Below are 20,189 nucleotides of genomic sequence, written 5' to 3'. Positions count from 1 at the left end.
GTTACCAGATCTGCATGCGGTCCTCCGGCGCTACATACATGCCGTCGCCGGGGCCGATGCCGTAGGTATCAAAAAATTCCTGAAAATTTGCGAGCACCCGATTGGTGCGCAGATTATTGGGGGCATGCTGGTCAATTTCCGCCTGTTCCTTTTTCTCCTCGTACCCGGAAACGCGCAGCCACTGCCGGGCAAAGCTACGGAAAAATGCGTCGTAATCCGGGTTTTCCATGGTCGACAGCACTTCCAAGCCGCAGGCGATACCGCCGATATCGGAAATATTCTCGCTCAAGGTCTCTTTCCCATTCGCCGGTATGCCCGGGGCGGCTTCGCGGCCTTCGTAAAACGCCTGTGCCTTTTCGCAAAGCGCCTGAAAGTGCGCGTAATCCTCCTTGCCCCACCAATCCCGCATATTGCCCGCCGCGTCGTACTTGGCGCCGCCGTCGTCGAACATATGGGTGATCTCGTGGGCAATGGTGCTGCCGATCGCGCCTAGGTTTTCTTCAAAAGGGGCGTTCCTATCGTAAAAAGGCGCCTGTAAAATACCGGCGGGAAAAATCAGCGTGTTGGTGTTCCGGCTGGCTGCCGCGTTGACCGTAAACGCCGCCAGCGCGAATCGGCGCGGATCGACCGGTTCATTCATCGACCGCACGGTTTTTTTCCATTTTTCGCCCTCCGAGGCGGCGGCGTTTGCAAAGTAGCTGCCGCCCTCGGCGGCGCTTGCGATCTCCGCGGGGTTCATATCCCACGTATCGGGATAGCCGATCAGCACCGTCAGCGAATCCAGCTTTTTGACCGCCTCTTTTTTCGTGCTTTCCTGCATCCAATCGATGCGGCCGATGCGGGTCTTGAAGGCCTCGATCATCTGATGCACCATCTTTTCGACCGCGGCCTTGGAATCGCCGGGGAAATACCGGTTGACATATACTTGCCCCAGCTCGTCCGAAAGCATACTCTGCACCGCTTCATTGGCCTGTTCCTCCGCCGTGCCGCTCTGATAGCCATAGGCCTGCCCGAGCGATACGCTCAAATAGGGGCTATAGCCCACAAGCAGCGCGATTTTCTGTGTGGATTTGAAAATATCGAGATTTTCCTCGGTAAACCACCCGGCGTAGGCCGCGAATTGCTTCTTATCAAACACCTGCATCGGCGTGTCCATGGGCAGGCCGATCGCGTTAAACAGCTGAGACGGCTTCGCCCGCGGCATCAGTTCGTCGAGCGACCGCGGCGTATAGCGCGCGCCGCTGCGTTCCGGATCGCCCAGTTCCTCGGCGCTCATCGCCTGACCGGCCAGCGCCCGCTCGATCTTGAGCAGTTCATCCGTGTGGCGCTCCGCGTCCGCTCGGCTTTCGCCCACCGCCATAAGCTGGTTAATCGTTGTTTCACGGTATTCCGTTCGCATCTCGTTATCGGGATCGTCGTAATCGCTCTGCTGCATCATCGGCGTTATGGTGAAAAGCTGCATTACCCGGCGGGTGCTGTCCTTGGTATCGGTAACGGCCACCATGGGAAACAGCCCGTTTGCCGCGTTGCCCAGTTCGTTGACCGCCTGCGCGATCACGGCGTACAGCTCGGTAAAGTCGCCGGCCGCGTCGACCGCGTCCAGATATTTGCGAAGCGGCGCGATACCCGCGCTGTCGCGCGCTTCTATATTCATCACATTGCGGTAAAGGTCGCGGATCTTTTGCTCCGGGCTGCCCTTGGCATAGCGTTGCTCACTGTTTACAATCTCCTTCATCAGATCGTGCAGCTGACGGTCGGTGTTCGCCGCCACCGTGGCCGAGCCGCCCGTCATGGTCGAACCCGCGGGCACCTTGAGGGTCTCAAGCGCGGCTTTGTTCACAGCAGTGTAAAAATTATCCTTCAGGTTGCTGCCATAGCGGGCGAAAAACCGCGCCGCGAGGATCTCCGCGTCCCGCAGGGTGACCGTCTTTTCGGTTGCACGCGCTTCGAGATCGGACGGCGCCAGCACGCCGCCGTGGGATAGGTTTTGCAGCTGCTCCCGCGCCCAGTCGGGCGCGTGGGTCAGATCGGCTTTCGGCGGCGTTAGGTCTTTCGCGTGGCCCGTTGGCGCGGACAACTTTCCAAAGGCGCGGCCGGCAAGCACCAGCATTTGCAGGCGCGTGGCGCGGTCATTTTCCGAAAAACCTTCCAGCACCGCGGCGCGGTCAGCGTTTCCCTTGTAATCATCCGCCGCTTTTATAAAATAATCCGCGAGCTGTCCAAGCGTCGCGGAGGCTTCCGCCGCCGGCTCCTGCCCGGCGCGCGGGGCGGCGCAGCCGCTGAGCGCCAATGTGACCGCAAGCATGAGCGCGGTCAGCTTCGCTGTAAATTTTTTGATCATAAATGAATATCCTTTCCTGTTCCGCGCCGGCCCCGTGGCCGGTGATCGCGAAGTACTGAGGAAAGGATACCAAATGCAGCGTTAGATTATCGTTAGTTTTGCCAATCGTTTGCGCGAAGACAAACTTTTATCGCAGGCGGACATAGGTGTTGCGCTTGCCGCCCTCGCCCTCGGTTTTGAAATCAAACAGGCCCAGCGATTCGGCAAACGGCGTCAGCTTGGAATAGCCGTAATTGCGCACGTCGAAATCCGGGTAGCGCTTAATCAGCAGGTTGCCCATTTTGCCGATGAACATCCAATCGTCCTCGTCCGAGTTCTCGGCGACGATCGAGCGCAGCGCGCGCTTGATGGTGCGCAGGCTGGTCTGCGACTGCGTAGGCTCCGCGCGGGGCGGCTCGGCGGGCTCGGCTTCCTTCTGCGCCTTGGCGCGGCCGGAGCGGCGGCTTTCCGCTTTGGCGGGCTTGGGCTCGTCCTCGGCGTGTCGCTCCTCGTTTTCCTCCACATCGGCCAAAATGTCGAGGAATTTAAAACGGTTGCAGGAAGCGATAAAGGATTTTGGCGTTTTCCGCTCGCCCATACCCACGACCGTCATGCCGGATTCGCGCAGACGCGCGGCCAGACGGGTAAAATCCGAATCCGAGGAAACCAGACAAAAGCCCTCCACCTGCCCCGAATAGAGGATATCCATCGCGTCGATGATCATGGCCGAGTCGGTCGAGTTTTTGCCGGTTGTGTAGCTATACTGCTGGTACGGCAGGATAGAGTTGTCCAGCAGCGTGGATTTCCACGAGATCAGAGCCGGGTTGGTCCAATCGCCGTAGATGCGCTTGTAGGTGGCCACGCCGTCTTTGGATATTTCGTCTAAAATTACCTTGATATATTTGGCGGAAATGTTGTCCGCATCGATCAAAACGGCGAACCGGCTATCGTTTGCCATACATATATTCCTCTGCTTTCATTCATTACCCTTAGTATACAGGCGGCGAGGGGCGGGTGTCAAACCGTATTTTGTCCATCCGCGCGCTTTTCCGCGATGCGCCGCGCTAGATAGACGACCGGCGTATCGAGCAGCGAGGTGACGATAAAGATGACATAGCTGGACAAAACGACGGAGACCAACGTTTTACCGTCGTACGTGCCGTAAAACGCGAAAAGCGTGAACAAAATGGCGTTGAGCAGCTGGCTGATCAGGGTAGAGCCGTTGTTGCGCAGCCACAAAAAACGCCGCCGGTCGCCCGACAGGCGCTCGGTCAGCGCCCACCATTTATGATACAGCCAAACATCGAACACCTGCGCGATCGCGTACACCGCGAGCGAGGCGATCATCATACGCGGCGTGTTGGAAAAAACCTCGCGCATGGCGGGCGATACCCAATCGCTCGGCGCGGGCCGGTACAGCAGCCACGATTGCGAAACCACGATAAACAAGGCGCTTGTCAAAATGCCCAGCCGCACGGCGCGCTCCGCGGCCTTTTTGCCCGAAACCTCGCTTAATATGTCGGTTACAAGAAAGGTGCTGGCAAACAGGATGTTGCCGAGCGTCATCTCCATGCCGTACGCGTCGACCAAAATGAGCACCTCGATATTGGCCGTGATGGTGGCGAACACGGTAAAGGCCATCAGCCCCGTATCGCCGAACAGGCGGTACCACAGCAGCACCGAGCCGAAAATGACGACCACCGCCGCCGCAAGTAAAAGTTCATTGACCGGCATTTTTACACCCCTCCCACGCCAAAATCCGTGTTGTGCAGCAAAATATCCACGCGCGGTTCGGCCTGATACCGCGGATAGACCTCGCGCAGAAACGCTGCGCGGGCGGCCCCATCCGGCGAGACCGCCGTGGTGTTGGGCGTCATTAAATTGATGCAAACGCGGTCAAAGTGCGCAAGGCCGGTCTCCACATCGCGGCGCATGCTTTCCGCCGTTTGGCCCGCAAGGCCGAACAGCAGGCAGCAATCGTCGAACAGGGCGGCGATCCGCGCGGGGTCTGCTTCGGAGACGCCCTTACGCAGCACCCGCTCGCGGTGATCGTAGTCAAAGGTTTCCACGCCGATCTTCACGTGCAGTGTGATTCCCTGCGCCGCGAACCGTTCGCGCAGCGCGGGCAGCGTGTCGCGGTACAGCCAGTGGCTTTCGATGTGCAGATCGCCTATCCCCTTTTCCCGGCACACCTGCTCGATCAAATGCACGGTATTTCCATCCAGCTCGGCGAACGAGCCGGAGTTGATCGTCTCCAGCCGGGCAAAACGGCCGGTGACCTGCCGCAGCACCGCGCGATTGAGCGCAAAGTTCTCGCTTTCATCCGGCGAACAGTCCAGATGGTAATCGCAAAACGCGCATTTGCGCCACGCGCAGCCGCGCCCGCGCAGCAGGGCGATCTCGCGCGGATTTTTATCGGTGACGACCGAGTATCGGGTCAGCTCGTCCATAAAATTAGAATGCTCCTTTTTTGGCAAAAAAATAAGGCGTGCCCAAAAACGGGCGCACCATCAAACCGCCGTGCCGCAAACAAACGGCACCGCTTTATTCCATAGTTTTGTTTAGGGACAGGATGGTTGCGAACTGTCCTTTATCTAATTGGCGGCTTGCACCGCTTTGCTGCAAGCTAATTTATTTTAATCGGAAAGAACCAAAAAGTCAAGGCATATAGTATCCCGAACGGAAGGGATGTGGATGCCAATGGAACAGCTCACGGCGATCAACGATTTGATCCGCTCGTTTGTTTGGGGGCCGGTCATGCTGGCGCTGCTCGTCGGCGCGGGGGTGTATTTCACAGTGCGCACCGGCTTTTTTCAGGTGCGCCATATCTGGCTGTGCCTGCGCAAAACAATATTTTCCTGCTTTGGCGGCGGCGCGGCGAGAAAGGGCGGCGAGGGCGGCATTTCGCCCTTTGGCTCGATGTGCACGGCGCTTGCCGCGACGGTCGGCACGGGCAATATCGCGGGTGTTGCGACCGCGCTCACCCTCGGCGGGCCGGGCGCGATCTTTTGGATGTGGGTCTCCGCGTTTTTCGGCATGATGACCGCCTTTGCCGAAAACACGCTCGGCATGCTCTACCGCGAAACGGGCCCTGACGGCGCGCCGCGCGGCGGACCCATGCTGTACCTGAAAAACGGGCTGGGCAGCCCGTTTTTGGCCGGCGCGTTCGCGCTGTTCTGCGTGCTGGCTTCCTTTGGCATCGGCAACATGAGCCAGTGCAACTCAATCGCGGAAGGGCTTTCCGGCACCTTCGGCGTGCCTCCGCTCGCCACCGGGCTGGCGACCGCGGCGATGATCGCGCTCGTGATGCTGGGCGGGCTTAGCCGCATTTCCTCGGTCACCGAACGGCTGGTGCCGCTCATGGCGCTGTTTTACATGGGCGGCGCGGCGGCGGTGCTGGTCATTCACCACGCCGCCGTGCCCGCGGCGCTGGGACAGATCATCCACGACGCCTTCGACCTGCGGGCGGGCGTTTCGGGCGCCGCCGGGTACGGCATGATGCGCGCGCTGCAATGCGGGGTCTCGCGCGGGGTGTTCTCCAACGAAGCCGGGCTGGGCTCCTCGGTCATGGTACACACGGCGGCGCGGGCGGGCGAGCCCTGCGAGCAGGGCATGTGGGCTGTTTTCGAGGTGTTTTTCGATACCATCGTCATGTGCACGGTCACGGCGCTGGTCATTTTGTCGAGCGGCGCGTACGACCCAATTCGTTACGGCCTTGCGGCGGGCACGCCGCTCATGTCCTCGCTCGCCACCGGCGCCAGATTGACCGCCACGGCGTTTTCCACCGTGTTTGGTTCGCTCGGCGGCGCGTTCGTATCGGTCTCGCTCGCGCTGTTCGCCTTTTCCACCCTGCTCGGCTGGTCGTATTATGGACAGCGCGGCGCGGAATACCTGTTCGGCGAGCGGATCGCGCCTGTTTATAAGTTTGTGTTCGTCTGTATGACGGTGGTAGGATGCACAATGGAGCTTTCGCTCGCTTGGGCGGTTTCGGACACCTTCAACGGCCTGATGGCCCTGCCCAACGTGCTCGGCGTGCTCGCGCTTTCGGGCGAAGTCGTTCGCGAATGGAAAAGGTACCAAAAACGCCTTGCAAAAAGCGGCCTATTTAGGCGAAACCCGTGAAATTTTACCTTGTCAGATAGAGAAAAGCAGGGTAAAATAAAGTAATAGGCTGCGGCGCCGGGGGGATTAACCGCGCCGCGGCCCAAAATAAAGGGGGAAATTTCGATATGGATCTGACTGCAACTGTCTGGACCCTGCTGCCGCCGATCATCGCGATCGCGCTGGCGCTGATCACCAAGGAGGTCTATTCCTCGCTTTTGATCGGCATTTTGACCGGCGCGCTGCTTTTCAGCGGCTTCCATCCGCTGCACGCGCTCGAGACCACGTTCACCGTCATGGGGGACAAGCTGGGCGGCAACATCAACATCTGCATCTTTTTGGTGCTGCTCGGCATTTTGGTATCGCTCGTTACCAAATCGGGCGCGTCGCGCGCTTACGGCGAGTGGGCCGTGCGCAAGATCAAAAGCCGCCGCGGCGCGTCGTTCGCGACCTCGTTCCTCGGCATGTTCATCTTTGTGGACGACTATTTCAACTGCCTGACGGTCGGCACCGTTATGCGCCCGGTTACGGACAAGTACCGTATTTCGCGCGCCAAGCTCGCCTATATCATCGATGCGACCGCCGCGCCGGTGTGCATCATCGCGCCGATCTCAAGCTGGGCGGCGGCCGTGGGCTCTTCCCTGCCCGAAGGCAGCTCGATGGACGGGTTTTCGCTTTTCCTGCGCACCATCCCGTTCAACCTGTACGCCCTGCTGACGCTCGCCTTCCTCATCTTCCTGATGGCGGCGGATTTCGATTTCGGCCCGATGAAAAAATACGAAAGCGCCCATAACGGCGACGACCTCTCCCATATGGAGCAGACCCACGTTGTCGGCGGCGCGGGCAAGGTGCTCGACCTGATTCTGCCGATCGCGGTGCTGATCGTTCTGTGCATCGGCGGCATGCTTTACACCGGCGGCATCATGGACGGCGTGGGCATTGTCGACGCGTTCGCCAACTGCGATTCCTCGACTTCTTTGGTGCTCGGTTCGTTTACCACGCTTATTTTCACCTTCCTGCTGTATCTCCCGCGCAAAATTCTTACCTTTGGCCAGTTCTGCGAAAGCTTTACCGAGGGCTTCAAGGCCATGGTGCCCGCGATCATGATCCTTACGCTCGCTTGGACGCTGTCCGGCGTGTGCTCGGGCGATTACCTGAACATCGGCGGCTACGTACAGAGCGTGGTGGGCGGCGATTCGGTCGTTCATATGCTGATGCCCGCCATTTTCTTCCTGGTCGCGCTCGGTTTGGCGTTTGCCACCGGCACCAGCTGGGGCACGTTCGGTATCCTAATCCCGATCGCGGTGGCGGTGTTCGGCGATTCGCCCAGCAACATGCTGGTGATGACGGTCGCGGCCTGCCTCGCGGGAGCGGTCTGCGGCGACCATGTTTCGCCGATCTCGGATACGACCATCCTTGCCTCCGCGGGCGCGCAATGCAACCATATCGACCACGTTTCGACGCAAATGCCCTACGCGCTGATGATCGCGGTGATCTGCTTTGTCGGCTATTTGGTCGGCGGCCTGACCGGCAGCGGCTATATCGCCCTTGCCATTGGCGCGGCGCTGCTGGTCGTCTTGGCGCTGTTCCTGACGGCAAAGAACAAAAAGGCCTCCTCATAAGCTTTTGACAGTCTGTCGATCGAAACAAAGCCCCATTTCGATCGAGAATTCCGGCTTTGGCGCGCGCCCTTTGGGCACACTTCGCCGCCGGTTTTTGGTCAAATTGAAGCAAAGCTTCAATTTTCAATTTTATTGCGCGCTGCGGCGCGGGGCACTCTTTGACACGCTCACATCCGGGCACGCTTATGCGTGCCCGGATGTTTTGGGCTCTTTTGTCCTGCAAATCGCAATACAAACTACACTTGGAGGAATTTCTTTGATTACCGACTTGACCGAGGGGTCGCCCTCGAAAAAACTGTTCTGGTTCTCCCTGCCGCTGCTGGCGAGCGTCGCCTTTCAGCAGCTTTACCAAATGGCCGATTCCATTATCGCGGGCCGGTTCGCTGGCGAGCTGGCGCTTGCCGCGGTCGGCGCGAGCTTTCCGATCACCCAGCTTTTCGTCGCGGTGGCGACGGGCGTGAATATCGGCGCGAGCGTGCTGGTTTCGCAGCTGTTCGGCGCGAAAAAATACCTGCGCATGAAAAGCGCGGTATCCACGGCCCTGCTCACGACCGTGGCCATCGCGCTTATCCTGACGGTGATCGGCGTGTTCGCCACCGGCGGCATCATGGCCGCCTTGCAGACCCCGACGGATGTGTTCGCGGACGGCGCGCTGTACTTACGGGTCTATGTGTTCGGCCTGCTGTTTTTGTTCATATATAATGTGTGCACCGGTATTTTCAACGCCATGGGCGACAGCCGAACGCCGCTGATTCTGCTCGTTCTTTCCTCGATCGCGAACGTCGCGCTCGATCTTTTGTTCGTGGCGGGCTTCCGCTGGGGCGTGGCGGGCGTCGCTTGGGCGACGTTTATCGCGCAGGGCGCGGCGGGCGTGCTCGCGCTGCTGCTACTGCTGCGCCGCACGCATAAATTTGAGACCGGCGGACACTTTCTGCTGTTTTCCACGGAAATGCTGCGGCGGCTGGTCAACTACGCGGTGCCCTCGATCGCGCAGCAAAGCTTTGTCTCGGTCGGCAACGTAATCATTCAGTATTTGGTGAACGGCTGCGGCGCGGCCGTTATGGGCGGCTATTCAGCGGCGATCAAGATCGGCTCGTTCGCGCTGATGTGCTGCATGTCGTTTGCAAGCGGCCTGTCGAGCTTTGTGGCGCAGAACATCGGCGCGCGCAAGCTGGACCGCATCGGCCCCGGCCTGCGGGCGGGCGCCAAGTACTCGATCGGTCTGGCCGTTGTTTTTACCGCCGTTTACCTGCTGTTCGCGGATAAGCTGGTCGGCGTCTTCGTGCCCGCCGGTTCCACCTCGGGCGTGATCGCGGTGGGGCGGCAGTATCTGTTCGTCGTCGTGCCGTTTTACGTAATCGTGTGCATAAAATTCGTGTGCGACAGCGTGCTGCGCGGCGCGGGCGCGATGCGGCCGTTTATGATCACCACCTTTTCCGATCTGATCATCCGCGTCGTGCTTTCGATCGTGCTGTTCCAGTTCTGGCGCGAATTCGGCATTTGGCTGTCTTGGCCGCTCGGCTGGTTCCTCGGCACGGGGCTTTCGGTTTATTTTTACCGCAAGGGCGTGTGGAAGAAAAACCTGCCTCTTTTATAAGAGAACTGTGTATAAATCCCCTCCTTTTTTGCAAACTGCAATTAGGGAGGGGATAAACCTTGATAAAGCTCATTCATGCGAGTAAAATATATGATAAGAGCGGCGTGCAGGCACTGGACGGGATCGATTTTTCCGCCCAGAACGGCGAATACATTTCAATCATCGGCGCTTCCGGCTCCGGTAAATCCACGATGATGCATGTGCTCGGCCTGCTGGACACCCTTTCGGACGGGCAGTACCTGCTGGACGGCGAGGACGTGTCGCACCTGCATCCCAAGGAGCTGGCGCGGCGGCGCGGACAAAAGATCGGCTTTGTGTTCCAGCGGTTCCAGCTGGCGGAGGGCATGAGCGCGTTGGAAAACGTGGCGCTCCCGCTCGTTTTCGCGGGCGTGCCCAAGGGCGAACGGCTGCGCCGGGCCGAGCAGGCGCTTGCCTCCGTCGGTCTTTCGGGCCGCGCGGCGCACCGGCCGGGCCAGCTTTCCGGCGGGCAGCAGCAGCGCGTCGCGGTGGCGCGGGCGATCATTGCGGAACCGAGCGTGCTTCTGGCGGACGAGCCCACCGCCGGGCTTGACCCGGACGCGGCCGCCGATGTGCTCGATCTGCTTGGTTCGCTGCACCAAAGGGGCAACACAGTGATTCTGATCACGCACGACCGCGCGGCGGCGCAGCGGGCGGAACGCCGCCTGCGGCTGGAGCACGGCAAGCTTTTTTCCTAATCAAACCAATTTGAAAATTTCAGGAGGCGGCAACAATGAAGCGACGGGACAAGGCAAACTACTATCTGGACATGGCGCAGGTCGCGCTGGAACGCGGCACCTGCCTCAGGCGCAACTTCGGCGCGGTCATTGTCAAAAATGATGTGATCGTCTCCACCGGCTACACGGGCGCGCCGCGCGGCCGCGAAAACTGTATCGACCTTGGCTCCTGCATCCGCGAAAAGCTGAATATCCCACGCGGCGAGCGGTACGAATTTTGCCGCTCGGTCCACGCGGAGGCCAACGCGATCATATCCGCCGCGCGCGAACGCATGCTGGGCGCGACGCTTTACCTTGTGGGGCGGGATATGAAAACGGGCGAGATCATGCCGGACGCCAATTCCTGCACCATGTGCAAACGCATGATCATCAACGCGGGCATCGAGACGGTCGTCGTCCGGCGCTCCGCCGATACATACGATGAAATCCCCGTGCGCGATTGGATCTACCACGATGATATTTTGGACGGGAAACGGGGATACTAAACGCCGAGAGGAGTGAACATTTATGGCAACCGAATTAAAGCTGTTCCGCTGCGCGATCTGCGGAAACATCGTTGAAATGGTGGAGGACCACGGCGTGCCGCTGATGTGCTGCGGCAAAAAGATGGACCTGATGAAGGCCGGTTCTACCGACGCGGCGCAAGAAAAGCACGTGCCGGTGGTAACGGTGGCGAACGACAAGGTCACCGCCTCGGTCGGCGAGGTGACGCACCCGATGGGCGACGAGCACCACATCTCTTGGATCATTTTGGAGACCGACAAGGGCGTTTACCGCCGCAAGCTGCCGCATGACGGCGAGCCCGTGGCGACCTTCTGCCTGCACAGTGAAAAGCCGATCGCGGTATACGAATTCTGCAACCTGCACGGCCTTTGGAAAAAGGACCTGTAAGCGCGCGGATACAAACCGGAAAAAAGCCCCCGGAAACAGGATGGATTCTGTTTCCGGGGGCTTTTTGCGCGCGATTCTCAAAATCTTATAAAAACGCGGATCTCCGTCCGTCCCGGCGGGTCGGACGCTGACGGCTGCCGCTGCGGCACGGCGATACCCCCCTTGGTCCGGTTTTCTATAGTATAGCAGAAAAGGCCAAAACGGCCAAGAAAAAACGGATGGAACAAACGCCGCTTTCTTTGCATAGACTGCCCCCTGCCCTCATAACTTTGATAAGGAGAATCCATTATGAACTTTTTTAAAAGCGTCGTCGCCGCCCGGTATGACGATCTAACCAAAAGCGTGCTGCAATGGAACAAGCGCGATTCGCTTGCCAGACAAGGCAATGCTTCCAGCAAATAACCGCGCTATTGCCCCTTCTGTAAATCCCCACAAAAATCGTATGTTTTATTTAGTAATCTTTCTCAATTAAAATCCTTGCATCTTCTATCTGTAACTACTATAATTACAGATAGAAGATGCTTTTGTTTGTTCGCCGTCGCTGGATAAAACGGCCGCTGCGCGAAAAGCTAAACCAAAGGAGAGAAGGGATACCGTTATGGCTCGCCTGACCGGTTATTTAGGCACCTACCGCTCGCCGAAAAGCGCGGGCGTGTTCCACTTTACGGTGGAAACAGATTCCGGCGCGCTTTCCGTGCCCGCGCTATTCTGCGACGCGCCGGACGCGAAATATTTGGCGCTGCGGGATAGAACACTGGCCGCGCCCGTGCGCGGCGAAAAAGGCGCGGGGCTGGCGCTGATCGACCTTGCGGCCGGAGCGCCGCGCGCCCAAACGCTGCTGACTGAGGAAAGCGGCGGCTGCCACGTCGTTTTTGACGGCGATTATATCCATACCGCTAATTTTCACGCGGGCACGGTCTCGGTTTACCGCCGCGCCGAAAATGCGCTTTCTCTGCATACCCGGCTTTCCTTTGGCGCGGGCGCGGGCTGCCATCAGGTGCTGGTACACGGCGATACCCTGCTGGTGCCCTGCATGGAGCAGGACCGCATTTGCCTGATCGATAAAAGCGCGGATTTTGCGCAGGCGGGCGAAATCGCCTTTGCGCCCGGCACAGGGCCGCGGCACGGCGTGTTTGACCGGGCGCATGAACGGCTGTTTGTGGTGGAGGAAAAGGAATGCGCGGTATATAGTTACCGTGCGCAAAACGGCTTTTCTTATGCGGATCAGGTGGTTTTGCTGCCGCCCGGCGCGTTTCCGGGCAGCACGGCGGCGGCCATCCGCCTTTCGGCGGACGAACGGTTTCTTTACGTTTCCGTGCGGGGCGCAAACCAGCTCGCGGTGCTCGCGGTGGAGGGCGAACGGCTCGCGCTGCTTCAGCTGACCGGCAGCGGCGGCGACCACCCGCGCGATATCGCGCTTTCGCCGGACGGACGCTTGCTGCTCGCGGCCAACCGGTTTTCGGGCGAGCTTGTCAGCTTTGCCGTGGATACGGGTTCCGGCCTGATCGGGAAAGAGCTTTGCCGCGTGCCCGCGCCCGAAGCAGTAAGTATTTTGTTTGACGCATCAATCACCGAACCAGTATAGGAGGTACTCATATGGAATTATTTGATATCGGCATGGTCGGCCTTTCGGTAATGGGCCGCAGTCTGGCGCTCAATATGGCGGATCACGGCTTCCGTGTCGCGGGTTACAACCGCAGCCGCGCGGTGACCGACGCGGTCATGCGTGAGCATCCGCACAAAAATCTCGCGCCGTTTTACGAGCTGCAAGAACTCGTGCAAGCCTTGCGGCGACCGCGCAAGGTCATGCTGATGATTCAAGCTGGCGCGGCGGTGGACGCTGTGATCGACCAGCTCGTCCCGCTGCTTGAGCCCGGCGATATGATCTTGGACGGCGGCAATTCCTTCTTCGAGGACACGCGCCGCCGCCGCGACGGGCTGGAGGCGCAGGGCATCGTTTATTTCGGCGTGGGCATTTCCGGCGGCGAGGAGGGCGCGCGCAACGGCCCCTCCATCATGCCGGGCGGCGACGCGGCGGCCTACGAGACCGTGCGCCCCATTTTTGAAGCCATTGCCGCGCAGGCGGGCGGCGCGCCCTGCTGCACCTATATCGGGCCGGACGGTGCGGGCCACTATGTAAAAATGGTGCACAACGGCATTGAATACGCGGATATGCAGCTGATCGCGGAAAGCTACCTGCTTTTAAAGCACGTGGGCGGTTTTTCCAACGCCGCGCTTGCCGACCTGTTTGCAAAGTGGAACGAGGGCGAGCTGAAAAGCTATCTGATCGGCATCACGGCGGGCATTTTTCGCGAAAAGGACGATCTTGCGACCGGCGAACTGCTTGACCATATCGTGGACAGCGCGGCGCAAAAGGGCACGGGCCGCTGGGCCAGCATCGAATCGCTGAAGCAAGGCGTCGATATTTCCATGATCACGGCGGCGGCGGGCGCGCGCGTGCTTTCCAACCAGCTTGCGCGGCGCGCCAAGGCGGCTGAACTGCTTACCGGCCCCGCCCCCAAAACAGCGGGCGACCGCGCGGCCTTTGCCGAGCAGGTGCGCGAGGGACTGTACGCCGCCAAGATCGCGGCCTATGCGCAGGGCTTTGACCTGATGCGCGACGCTTCGGCCGTTTACGGCTGGTCGCTCGATCTGGGCGCGATCGCGCGTATTTTCCGCGCGGGCTGCATCATTCAGGCCGACTTTCTAAACGATATCACCGCCGCCTATGAGCGCGACCCCGCTCTCCAAAACCTGATGCTGGATGAATTTTTCCGCGCGCGTATCCAGAAGAACCAGAATAGCCTGCGCGAAATCGCGGCGACCGGTATTTTAAGCGGCCTGCCTCTGCCTGCCATGACGAGCGCCGTGTCCTATCTGGACGCGTTCCGCGCAGCGCATGTGGGCGCGAACCTGATTCAAGCCCAGCGCGATTGCTTCGGCGCGCACACCTACCTGCGCACCGACCGCGAGGGCACATTCCACCACGAATGGGGGAAAACCATATGAAGGCGCTGACCATCTTTGGCGGCACCGGCGACCTGACCTTCCGCAAGCTGCTGCCCGCGCTGTATAACGGCAGCGTGCTCGGCGCGGAATCCGCCGAATACCGCGTGATCATCATTGGCCGCCGGGAATATACAAGCGAGCAGTACCGCGAACTCGCGCGCGACTGGGTGCGCAAATTTGCCCGCCTGCCCTATGAGGACGCGGCGTTCGACCGCTTTGCGGCGCGGGTGGATTATTACCGGATGGATTTTTCCGACAGCGCGAATTACCCGGCGCTGGACGAGTATTACCGCGCGCAGAATATCAGCGAGCATATTTTCTATTTCGCGGTCGCGCCGCGCTTCTTCGGCATCATTGCCGAGGGCTTAAGCCATGTGCAGGGCGCGCCGCAGGGCAAGGTCATCATTGAAAAGCCGTTTGGCGAAAACTTGGCGGCCGCGGGCGCGCTTAACAAGCGGCTCGAAGCCATTTTTACCAGCGAGCGTATCTACCGCATTGATCATTATCTGGGAAAGGAAATGGTACGCAATATCGAGACCATCCGCTTTTCCAACCCCCTGTTTACCAACCTATGGGATTCCCGCTTTATCGAATGCGTGCAGATTTCGGCCATGGAGGACGTCGGCGTGGAAACGCGCGGCGGCTATTACGACGGCGCGGGCGCATTGAAGGATATGGTGCAAAACCACTTGTTCCAAATCCTTTCCATTGTTGCGATGGAGCGGCCCTATGAGTTTTCCGGCGCGGATATGCACGCCGAGCAGCTTCGCGTGCTGCGCGAGCTGCGCCCGGCGGGCGCGGAGCCGATTCGCGACACGCTGCTGCTCGGCCAGTACGATGATTACCGCACCGAGGCGCAGGTCGGTTCCTATTCGCAGACCGAAACCTACGCCGCCCTGCGCCTGTTTATCGATAACGACCGCTGGCGCGGCGCGCCCTTCTACATCCGCACCGGCAAAAAGCTGGGCCGCCGGGAAATGGAGGTAGCCGTTATTTTCCGCCGTCCGCGCCCCGATGTGGCGCATAACGTGCTGATCATCAAGATTCAGCCGACCGAGGGCGTGTACTTGCAGTTCAACATTCAAAAGCCCGGCGACACGGACGAGATCACGCAAGCCAAAATGGATTTTTGCCAATCCTGCGTGCTGGAAAACCGCATCAACACGCCCGAAGCCTATGAACGGCTGCTCGGCGCGTGCATCCGTGGCGAGCGGTTCTGGTTTTCCCAGTGGGATCAGATCGAGACGGGATGGAACTATATTGAAAACCTGCGCCGCCTGTACCGGGAGGACCACTTGCCCGTGGTTTCCTATAAGTCCGGCACCCCCGGCCCGCTCGAAGCAGACGCGCTTCTCGGCCGGTTTGGGCACCGGTGGTTTTCTTGATCCGCATTTCAAATAAAGGGAAGCACTGCGAATTTCCGCAGTGCTTCCCTCAGCTTGTCAAAGAACCTCCACGCGCCGCAGCGCGCAGAAAATAGGATTTTGCCGCAAGAGCAAAATCCATAAAATCCGGGAGCATGTATCTCGGATTTTATACAAACCGACTTCAAGTGTGCCTAAAAGGCGCGCGCAGAAGCCGGAATTCTCGATCGAAATGGGGCTTTGTTTCGATCGACAGACTGTCAAAATAGTTTTTTGACAGTCTGAGGGGAGCACTGCGAATTTCCGCAGTGCTTCCCTTTTTACGATCAAGCATGAAATAAATCTGCATGCGTTCCTGTGCGAACAAGCGTTAAAGTTAAACGTTCATTCTCCACTAAATAAATCAATAACCAATCCGGTTGCATATGACATTCTCGGAATCCCTTCCAATTTCCCGACAACGCATGGTCGTTGTATTTCGCACCCAGAGGATGCTGATTGGCTAATTCTGTTACAACATACTCAAATAGCTTAGGATCATAACCACGTTTTACTATCATTTTAAAATCTTTTTTAAAGCGCGTGGTTTTCTCAATCGTCAGCATCGCTACACAAATCCTCCATCAGTTGTTTCACACTGTGGTAAGCATTTGTTTTGATGCGGCCAGAGGAAATGTCTTGTGCCTCCTTCATAGCGGCGATCGTTTCCATATTAGGTTCTGGCATTCTTATGGCAAAAGGAAGGCCGCCGTTTAATACAACCTGATGGAGGAAAATATTGATAGCCTCTGTGGTAGATAAGCCTAAGGGCTTTAAAGTTGCATCTACGCTGGTTTTAATCTCTGGATCGATACGAATATGCAATGTTTCTGATTTTGGCATGGTCACTTACCTCCTATTCTTATTTATATGAATTGTATCACGATTCATACACATATGCAATGCAATAACAAAAGATCGGCAACCGCCGACCGCAACCGCATAAGGGAAATGGATGAAGATCAAGGGGGACGCCGCAACGTCCCCCTGTTCCTATATTGCCAAAGTTTCCAATGTGCCGAATAAATCATCCTTGCGTTTTGCCTTGATCCGCCATGCGTTGCCATGGTTTTTGCCTTGATACTCCCCATCCGCGGAAGTATAGCCGCGCCAATCGTAGGTCACGACGCCCTCTTTGATCAATGTGAGGAATGTGGTAAACTGCGGCGATCTGGAAAACAGTATTTTTTCGTATTGGAATTGCGCGATTCCTTCGTGCATACGGGCCTTGCCCGCGACCCAAAGCGTGGCGGGATGTTTGCGGTATAGTTCCTCTTTGAGTGCCGAAAACGTCCAGAATGCCGTGAGTTCACTCTTCTTCGCCGCCGCACGCGTTCTGCGCAGTTCCACGCGCCGGTCCTCTTCGTTTACCTCTAAGTAAAAGCCCTGTGTGTTCTGTGGGGCCGCCTCGGAGCCTATTGTGATATAAAGGCTTTTCGCGCCGGGATGCTTGCTGGATTCGTATCCGTAATACCGGGCAAAGGCCGATACGCGCTGGCGGTCGTTCGGCTCGTACGCCGCGATCGGCGTGCCTTCAAAGCACGGCCGGAGCGTAAATAAGGTATCCAGCGTTTTTCCCGCCTTGGCTTTGATCTCGATCCGGCCTTTATAATCGGCGTCGCAACGGTTATTGGTTTCAATCCCAAGCAGCGCTTCCAGCGTATCGCCCACATCCTTGGGCGATATCTTCCCCGCGCCCTTTGCGTTGTCGTGGTAGCCGGAACGCACAATGCTTACCAGCTTGGGCCGCAGTTCCTCCAAATACTGATAAACATCATCCACGCCCAGCCGCGCTTCCAGATCTGACGCCGCGGGGAAATGATGCGTCAGATTGATGATCATGACTTTGGGCTGGCCCTCTCCCCCTTTTGTACACGCTAAGTACAGCAGATCGCCTTCATTGATCCATTGATCTTTGGCCTTTTGCCGGATCGACTCGATGGAAAAGCGCCGGTCGCCGCGCGCGTTTGCAACGCGGTAAAAATTCATTTTAACGCCATCCACCCTACCCGGCAAAATGAAATCGGCCATGACCGATTTCCCGTTTTTGCCGCCGTGATCGAGCGCTTCATAGTCGACAATGCCCGCTTGCAGCAGGATATCCCGAAAAAATCCGTTTGCATCCAGATTGTTTTTGTCGATCATGGTGAACGTCAGGCGAAGCAGCGCGTAGTCTCCGCTGTTGTATCGCTGGATCAGGTTGATTTTCTCCATCTCATCTGGATAAGGGGTAAAAATCATTTTGCGCGCCTCCTCATGAAAGCTATCAGCATCTTCGTCTAGGGAGTTTGCCCGGTTATTTTATTTTTTTCAAAATTTCAGAGGCAATCGCGCGCGCCATAAGCGGCGGCACCGCGTTGCCTACCTGCGTATACTGCGGCGTTTCCAGTTTACGGCGGTCGCCGCCGGTCGTTCGTTTGCCTTGGAACACAAAACTATCGTCAAAGGATTGCAGCCGCGCCATCTCCCGCACGGTCAGCGAACGGTTCGCGCCATAGTGCGTAAAATCATCCCCCAGCGTGACAATGGTGGTGCTCGGCCGGTCGGCGCGCAGGCATGTGTAATTTCTTTTGTTCGTCTGCAACAACGGATTTTGCGGTTCCTTGCTTTTCGCGACGGCGTAATCGCCGTATTGCCGGATCAAGGCATACCGGTTTTGCACCTCATCATTGTGCTTGGAGGTTTCATGGTTATGCAGCTCCGCATATTGCTTTTTGCATTTCGGCATTTCTTCCGCGGCGTTCGCCGCCGTATAGGCGGGGGGATGATCCTTCAGCGCGGGAAATCTTCTGGCATCGAGCCTTCCGCGCTTGCTCCATTCCGCATACGTAAGGCATGGTTTTGCGCCGGCCAGCGCTTGCGGCGTGCCGTCCACCGCGCGGCGAACCGAGCCTTCCGGGCTATGCGTAAATTTTTCCCAAAATTCTTTGGAATACGTGAGCTGATGATCGCCGATGCCAATATAGTTTAAATCGCCGATCGCTTCCGCTACGGTGACCTTTTGTCCGTCCGGCACAGCGCCCGGGATATGGGTGATCAGCTCCTGATCGTTGCGGCATCCAATAAACACCACGCGGATGCGGTTTTGCGGAACGCCAAAATCGGAGGCGTTGAGGACGATCTCTTTATCGATTCGATAGAGCGCGACCCGATCCGCGAGTTTTTTTATTTCGGCGCATGTCGCTTGGTCGCAGCAGGTAGAGACGATCGTCAGCACCCGGTTCAGCGTCGCAAACGCGCCTTCGCACATGATCTCCAGCGCCAATTTGATGTTTCGGGTCGCGGCGACCGCCTTATCGCTATGGGATGAGGCCACGATCAGATCGCATTGCTGGATTGCGATCTTAACGATTTCCGGCAGGCTCAGGTGATCGGTGATGCGGTCAAAGCGTTCTTTGTACGTGCTGCGGTTCAAATGGCTGGTGTTGATCTCAAACTTCACTTTTTCGCGGATATGGGTGATGTTATCCTCTCTTGCAATCAAATTCAGCGCTTGCCGTATCACGTTTCTATCGTCTTCCGGCGTTTCCTTATTATTTCTGAACGCTTCGACAAACATATCGGATAGGGCGGCGCAAAACGTTTGCAGCATGCGATTGGGTACGTCGTTCTTATTTTCCAATAACGCTTTTTGCATGAAATCGCGTTGGCTGGCCGAAAGCTCCAGCGCATGCAGCTTTTCCATCGCCGCAATATAATCTTCGCGCCTTACCTGCATATCGGCTTCATGCTGGAAGCAGATTTGTAAAACGCGCACCGCGTAATCAAATTCGGTTTGCCGCGCCCCCATGCCGGATGATTTTTTGGCGGGTAACGCTTGGCACGCTTCGATCAGCAACGCCAGCGCCCGATAGTCCATAATATTTCTGATCTCTCTTAAAATACGCTCCCTTACCTTGCCCTTGTCTTTTGTGAGGATGCCGGAAACGTTCTCCATCACAAAATACTTGGGATGGAGCGCGGCGATCACTTTTAAATAATACGAGAAGAGGTCGTCCTTTTTATCGTTCTTCCTCCGTTCCCCGGCTAGGCTGAAGGACTGGCACGGGGGCCCCCCCGTCAGTACGTCCACATCAATCTTCCCGAAGCTATGATAGATTTTTCCACATAGTTCTTCTATAAAATCGGGCGAGGTGATATCCTTTGTTAAAAACTCTGTCTTTAGACCCAGTTGATGGTTGTATCGCATCCTATGCGTCACTTCGCAGGTTGCATTGATATCACTGGCCAAAAGAAAGTCAAAATACTTTTGGTTCTCTTCGGCTTGCAAAAAACCTTCGCTAAATCCTCCGGCCCCTGCAAATAGATCAACATAAGTAGGCATTCCTAATTTCTCCGTTCCAATCTTGTCTTTTTATATTATATCAAAAACGCGCCTAAAAAGCCAGGGGGGGGGCTCGCCTGATTTTGATCCGATCTCTTAAAAAACATTTTTAAAACTATTTTCATATCTGCAAAAACGGGAAACGCCGCAAGCAAAAAGACGCGCTG

General features: G+C 57.6%; 17 protein-coding genes. 9 read left to right on the top strand and 8 right to left on the bottom strand.

The window, feature by feature from the left end; all coding sequences use genetic code 11:
- Position 1: 1 nt before the first annotated feature.
- The 4 genes from NE562_RS05455 to NE562_RS05440 all read right to left on the bottom strand — a co-directional run bounded on the left by NE562_RS05455 (position 2) and on the right by NE562_RS05440 (position 4,770).
- Positions 2–2,341 carry a M13-type metalloendopeptidase gene (locus tag NE562_RS05455; protein ID WP_280961388.1) on the bottom strand — a complete coding sequence of 780 codons (2,340 nt, stop codon included), beginning with the start codon at positions 2,339–2,341 and terminating at the stop codon, positions 2–4.
- A gap of 127 nt (positions 2,342–2,468) precedes the next feature.
- Positions 2,469–3,278 (bottom strand): NYN domain-containing protein, encoded by an 810-nt coding sequence (locus NE562_RS05450; RefSeq protein ID WP_280961387.1) that lies wholly within the window; start codon positions 3,276–3,278, stop codon positions 2,469–2,471.
- 59 nt (positions 3,279–3,337) lie between these two features.
- Positions 3,338–4,054: a queuosine precursor transporter gene (locus tag NE562_RS05445; RefSeq protein ID WP_280961386.1), complete on the bottom strand. Its 717-nt coding sequence runs from the start codon at positions 4,052–4,054 to the stop codon at positions 3,338–3,340.
- Positions 4,055–4,056: 2 nt separating this feature from the next.
- Positions 4,057–4,770 carry a radical SAM protein gene (locus tag NE562_RS05440; protein WP_280961385.1) on the bottom strand — a complete coding sequence of 238 codons (714 nt, stop codon included), beginning with the start codon at positions 4,768–4,770 and terminating at the stop codon, positions 4,057–4,059.
- Positions 4,771–5,020: 250 nt separating this feature from the next.
- Between NE562_RS05440 and NE562_RS05435 the strand changes: the two genes are divergently transcribed.
- The 9 genes from NE562_RS05435 to zwf all read left to right on the top strand — a co-directional run bounded on the left by NE562_RS05435 (position 5,021) and on the right by zwf (position 15,680).
- A complete protein-coding gene (locus NE562_RS05435; RefSeq protein WP_280961384.1) occupies positions 5,021–6,442 on the top strand; it encodes an alanine/glycine:cation symporter family protein in 1,422 nt (473 codons plus the stop codon).
- Between the two features lie 107 nt (positions 6,443–6,549).
- Positions 6,550–8,043: a Na+/H+ antiporter NhaC family protein gene (locus tag NE562_RS05430; RefSeq protein WP_419195993.1), complete on the top strand. Its 1,494-nt coding sequence runs from the start codon at positions 6,550–6,552 to the stop codon at positions 8,041–8,043.
- 256 nt (positions 8,044–8,299) lie between these two features.
- The gene (locus NE562_RS05425; protein WP_280961383.1) at positions 8,300–9,640 is read left to right on the top strand and encodes an MATE family efflux transporter; all 1,341 of its coding nucleotides are present in this window, start codon (positions 8,300–8,302) and stop codon (positions 9,638–9,640) included.
- Between the two features lie 59 nt (positions 9,641–9,699).
- Positions 9,700–10,356, top strand: coding sequence for an ABC transporter ATP-binding protein (locus tag NE562_RS05420; protein WP_280961382.1), 657 nt, complete (start codon positions 9,700–9,702; stop codon positions 10,354–10,356).
- A gap of 35 nt (positions 10,357–10,391) precedes the next feature.
- Positions 10,392–10,880 (top strand): deoxycytidylate deaminase, encoded by a 489-nt coding sequence (locus NE562_RS05415; RefSeq protein WP_280961381.1) that lies wholly within the window; start codon positions 10,392–10,394, stop codon positions 10,878–10,880.
- Between the two features lie 22 nt (positions 10,881–10,902).
- On the top strand, positions 10,903–11,286 hold the full coding sequence (locus tag NE562_RS05410) for a desulfoferrodoxin family protein (RefSeq protein ID WP_280961380.1): 384 nt from the start codon (positions 10,903–10,905) through the stop codon (positions 11,284–11,286).
- 598 nt (positions 11,287–11,884) lie between these two features.
- Positions 11,885–12,871, top strand: coding sequence for a lactonase family protein (locus NE562_RS05405; protein ID WP_280961379.1), 987 nt, complete (start codon positions 11,885–11,887; stop codon positions 12,869–12,871).
- An 11-nt stretch (positions 12,872–12,882) separates the two neighbouring features.
- Entirely contained in the window at positions 12,883–14,295 is a 1,413-nt protein-coding gene (gene gndA / locus NE562_RS05400; protein WP_280961378.1) for an NADP-dependent phosphogluconate dehydrogenase, read from the top strand.
- Positions 14,292–15,680 (top strand): glucose-6-phosphate dehydrogenase, encoded by a 1,389-nt coding sequence (gene zwf / locus NE562_RS05395; RefSeq protein ID WP_280961377.1) that lies wholly within the window; start codon positions 14,292–14,294, stop codon positions 15,678–15,680. Before gndA ends, zwf begins: the two co-directional genes overlap by 4 nt.
- A 305-nt stretch (positions 15,681–15,985) precedes the next feature.
- Here the strand turns inward: zwf and NE562_RS05390 are convergent, their stop codons facing one another.
- The 4 genes from NE562_RS05390 to NE562_RS05375 all read right to left on the bottom strand — a co-directional run bounded on the left by NE562_RS05390 (position 15,986) and on the right by NE562_RS05375 (position 20,022).
- The gene (locus tag NE562_RS05390) at positions 15,986–16,264 is read right to left on the bottom strand and encodes a type II toxin-antitoxin system YafQ family toxin (RefSeq protein WP_280961376.1); all 279 of its coding nucleotides are present in this window, start codon (positions 16,262–16,264) and stop codon (positions 15,986–15,988) included.
- Complete coding sequence (locus tag NE562_RS05385) at positions 16,251–16,541, bottom strand: type II toxin-antitoxin system RelB/DinJ family antitoxin (protein WP_280961375.1); 291 nt, start codon at positions 16,539–16,541, stop codon at positions 16,251–16,253. The genes NE562_RS05390 and NE562_RS05385 overlap by 14 nt, the downstream gene beginning before the upstream one ends.
- A 150-nt stretch (positions 16,542–16,691) precedes the next feature.
- Complete coding sequence (locus tag NE562_RS05380) at positions 16,692–17,939, bottom strand: MvaI/BcnI family restriction endonuclease (protein ID WP_280961374.1); 1,248 nt, start codon at positions 17,937–17,939, stop codon at positions 16,692–16,694.
- Positions 17,940–17,994: 55 nt separating this feature from the next.
- Positions 17,995–20,022, bottom strand: a complete 2,028-nt coding sequence (locus tag NE562_RS05375; RefSeq protein ID WP_280961373.1) for a DNA cytosine methyltransferase — start codon at positions 20,020–20,022, stop codon at positions 17,995–17,997.
- Positions 20,023–20,189 lie beyond the last annotated feature (167 nt).

This window comes from Butyricicoccus faecihominis, assembly GCF_024462775.1.
Lineage (GTDB): Bacteria > Bacillota > Clostridia > Oscillospirales > Butyricicoccaceae > Agathobaculum > Agathobaculum faecihominis_A.
This window is presented reverse-complemented; position numbering and strand designations above follow the sequence as displayed.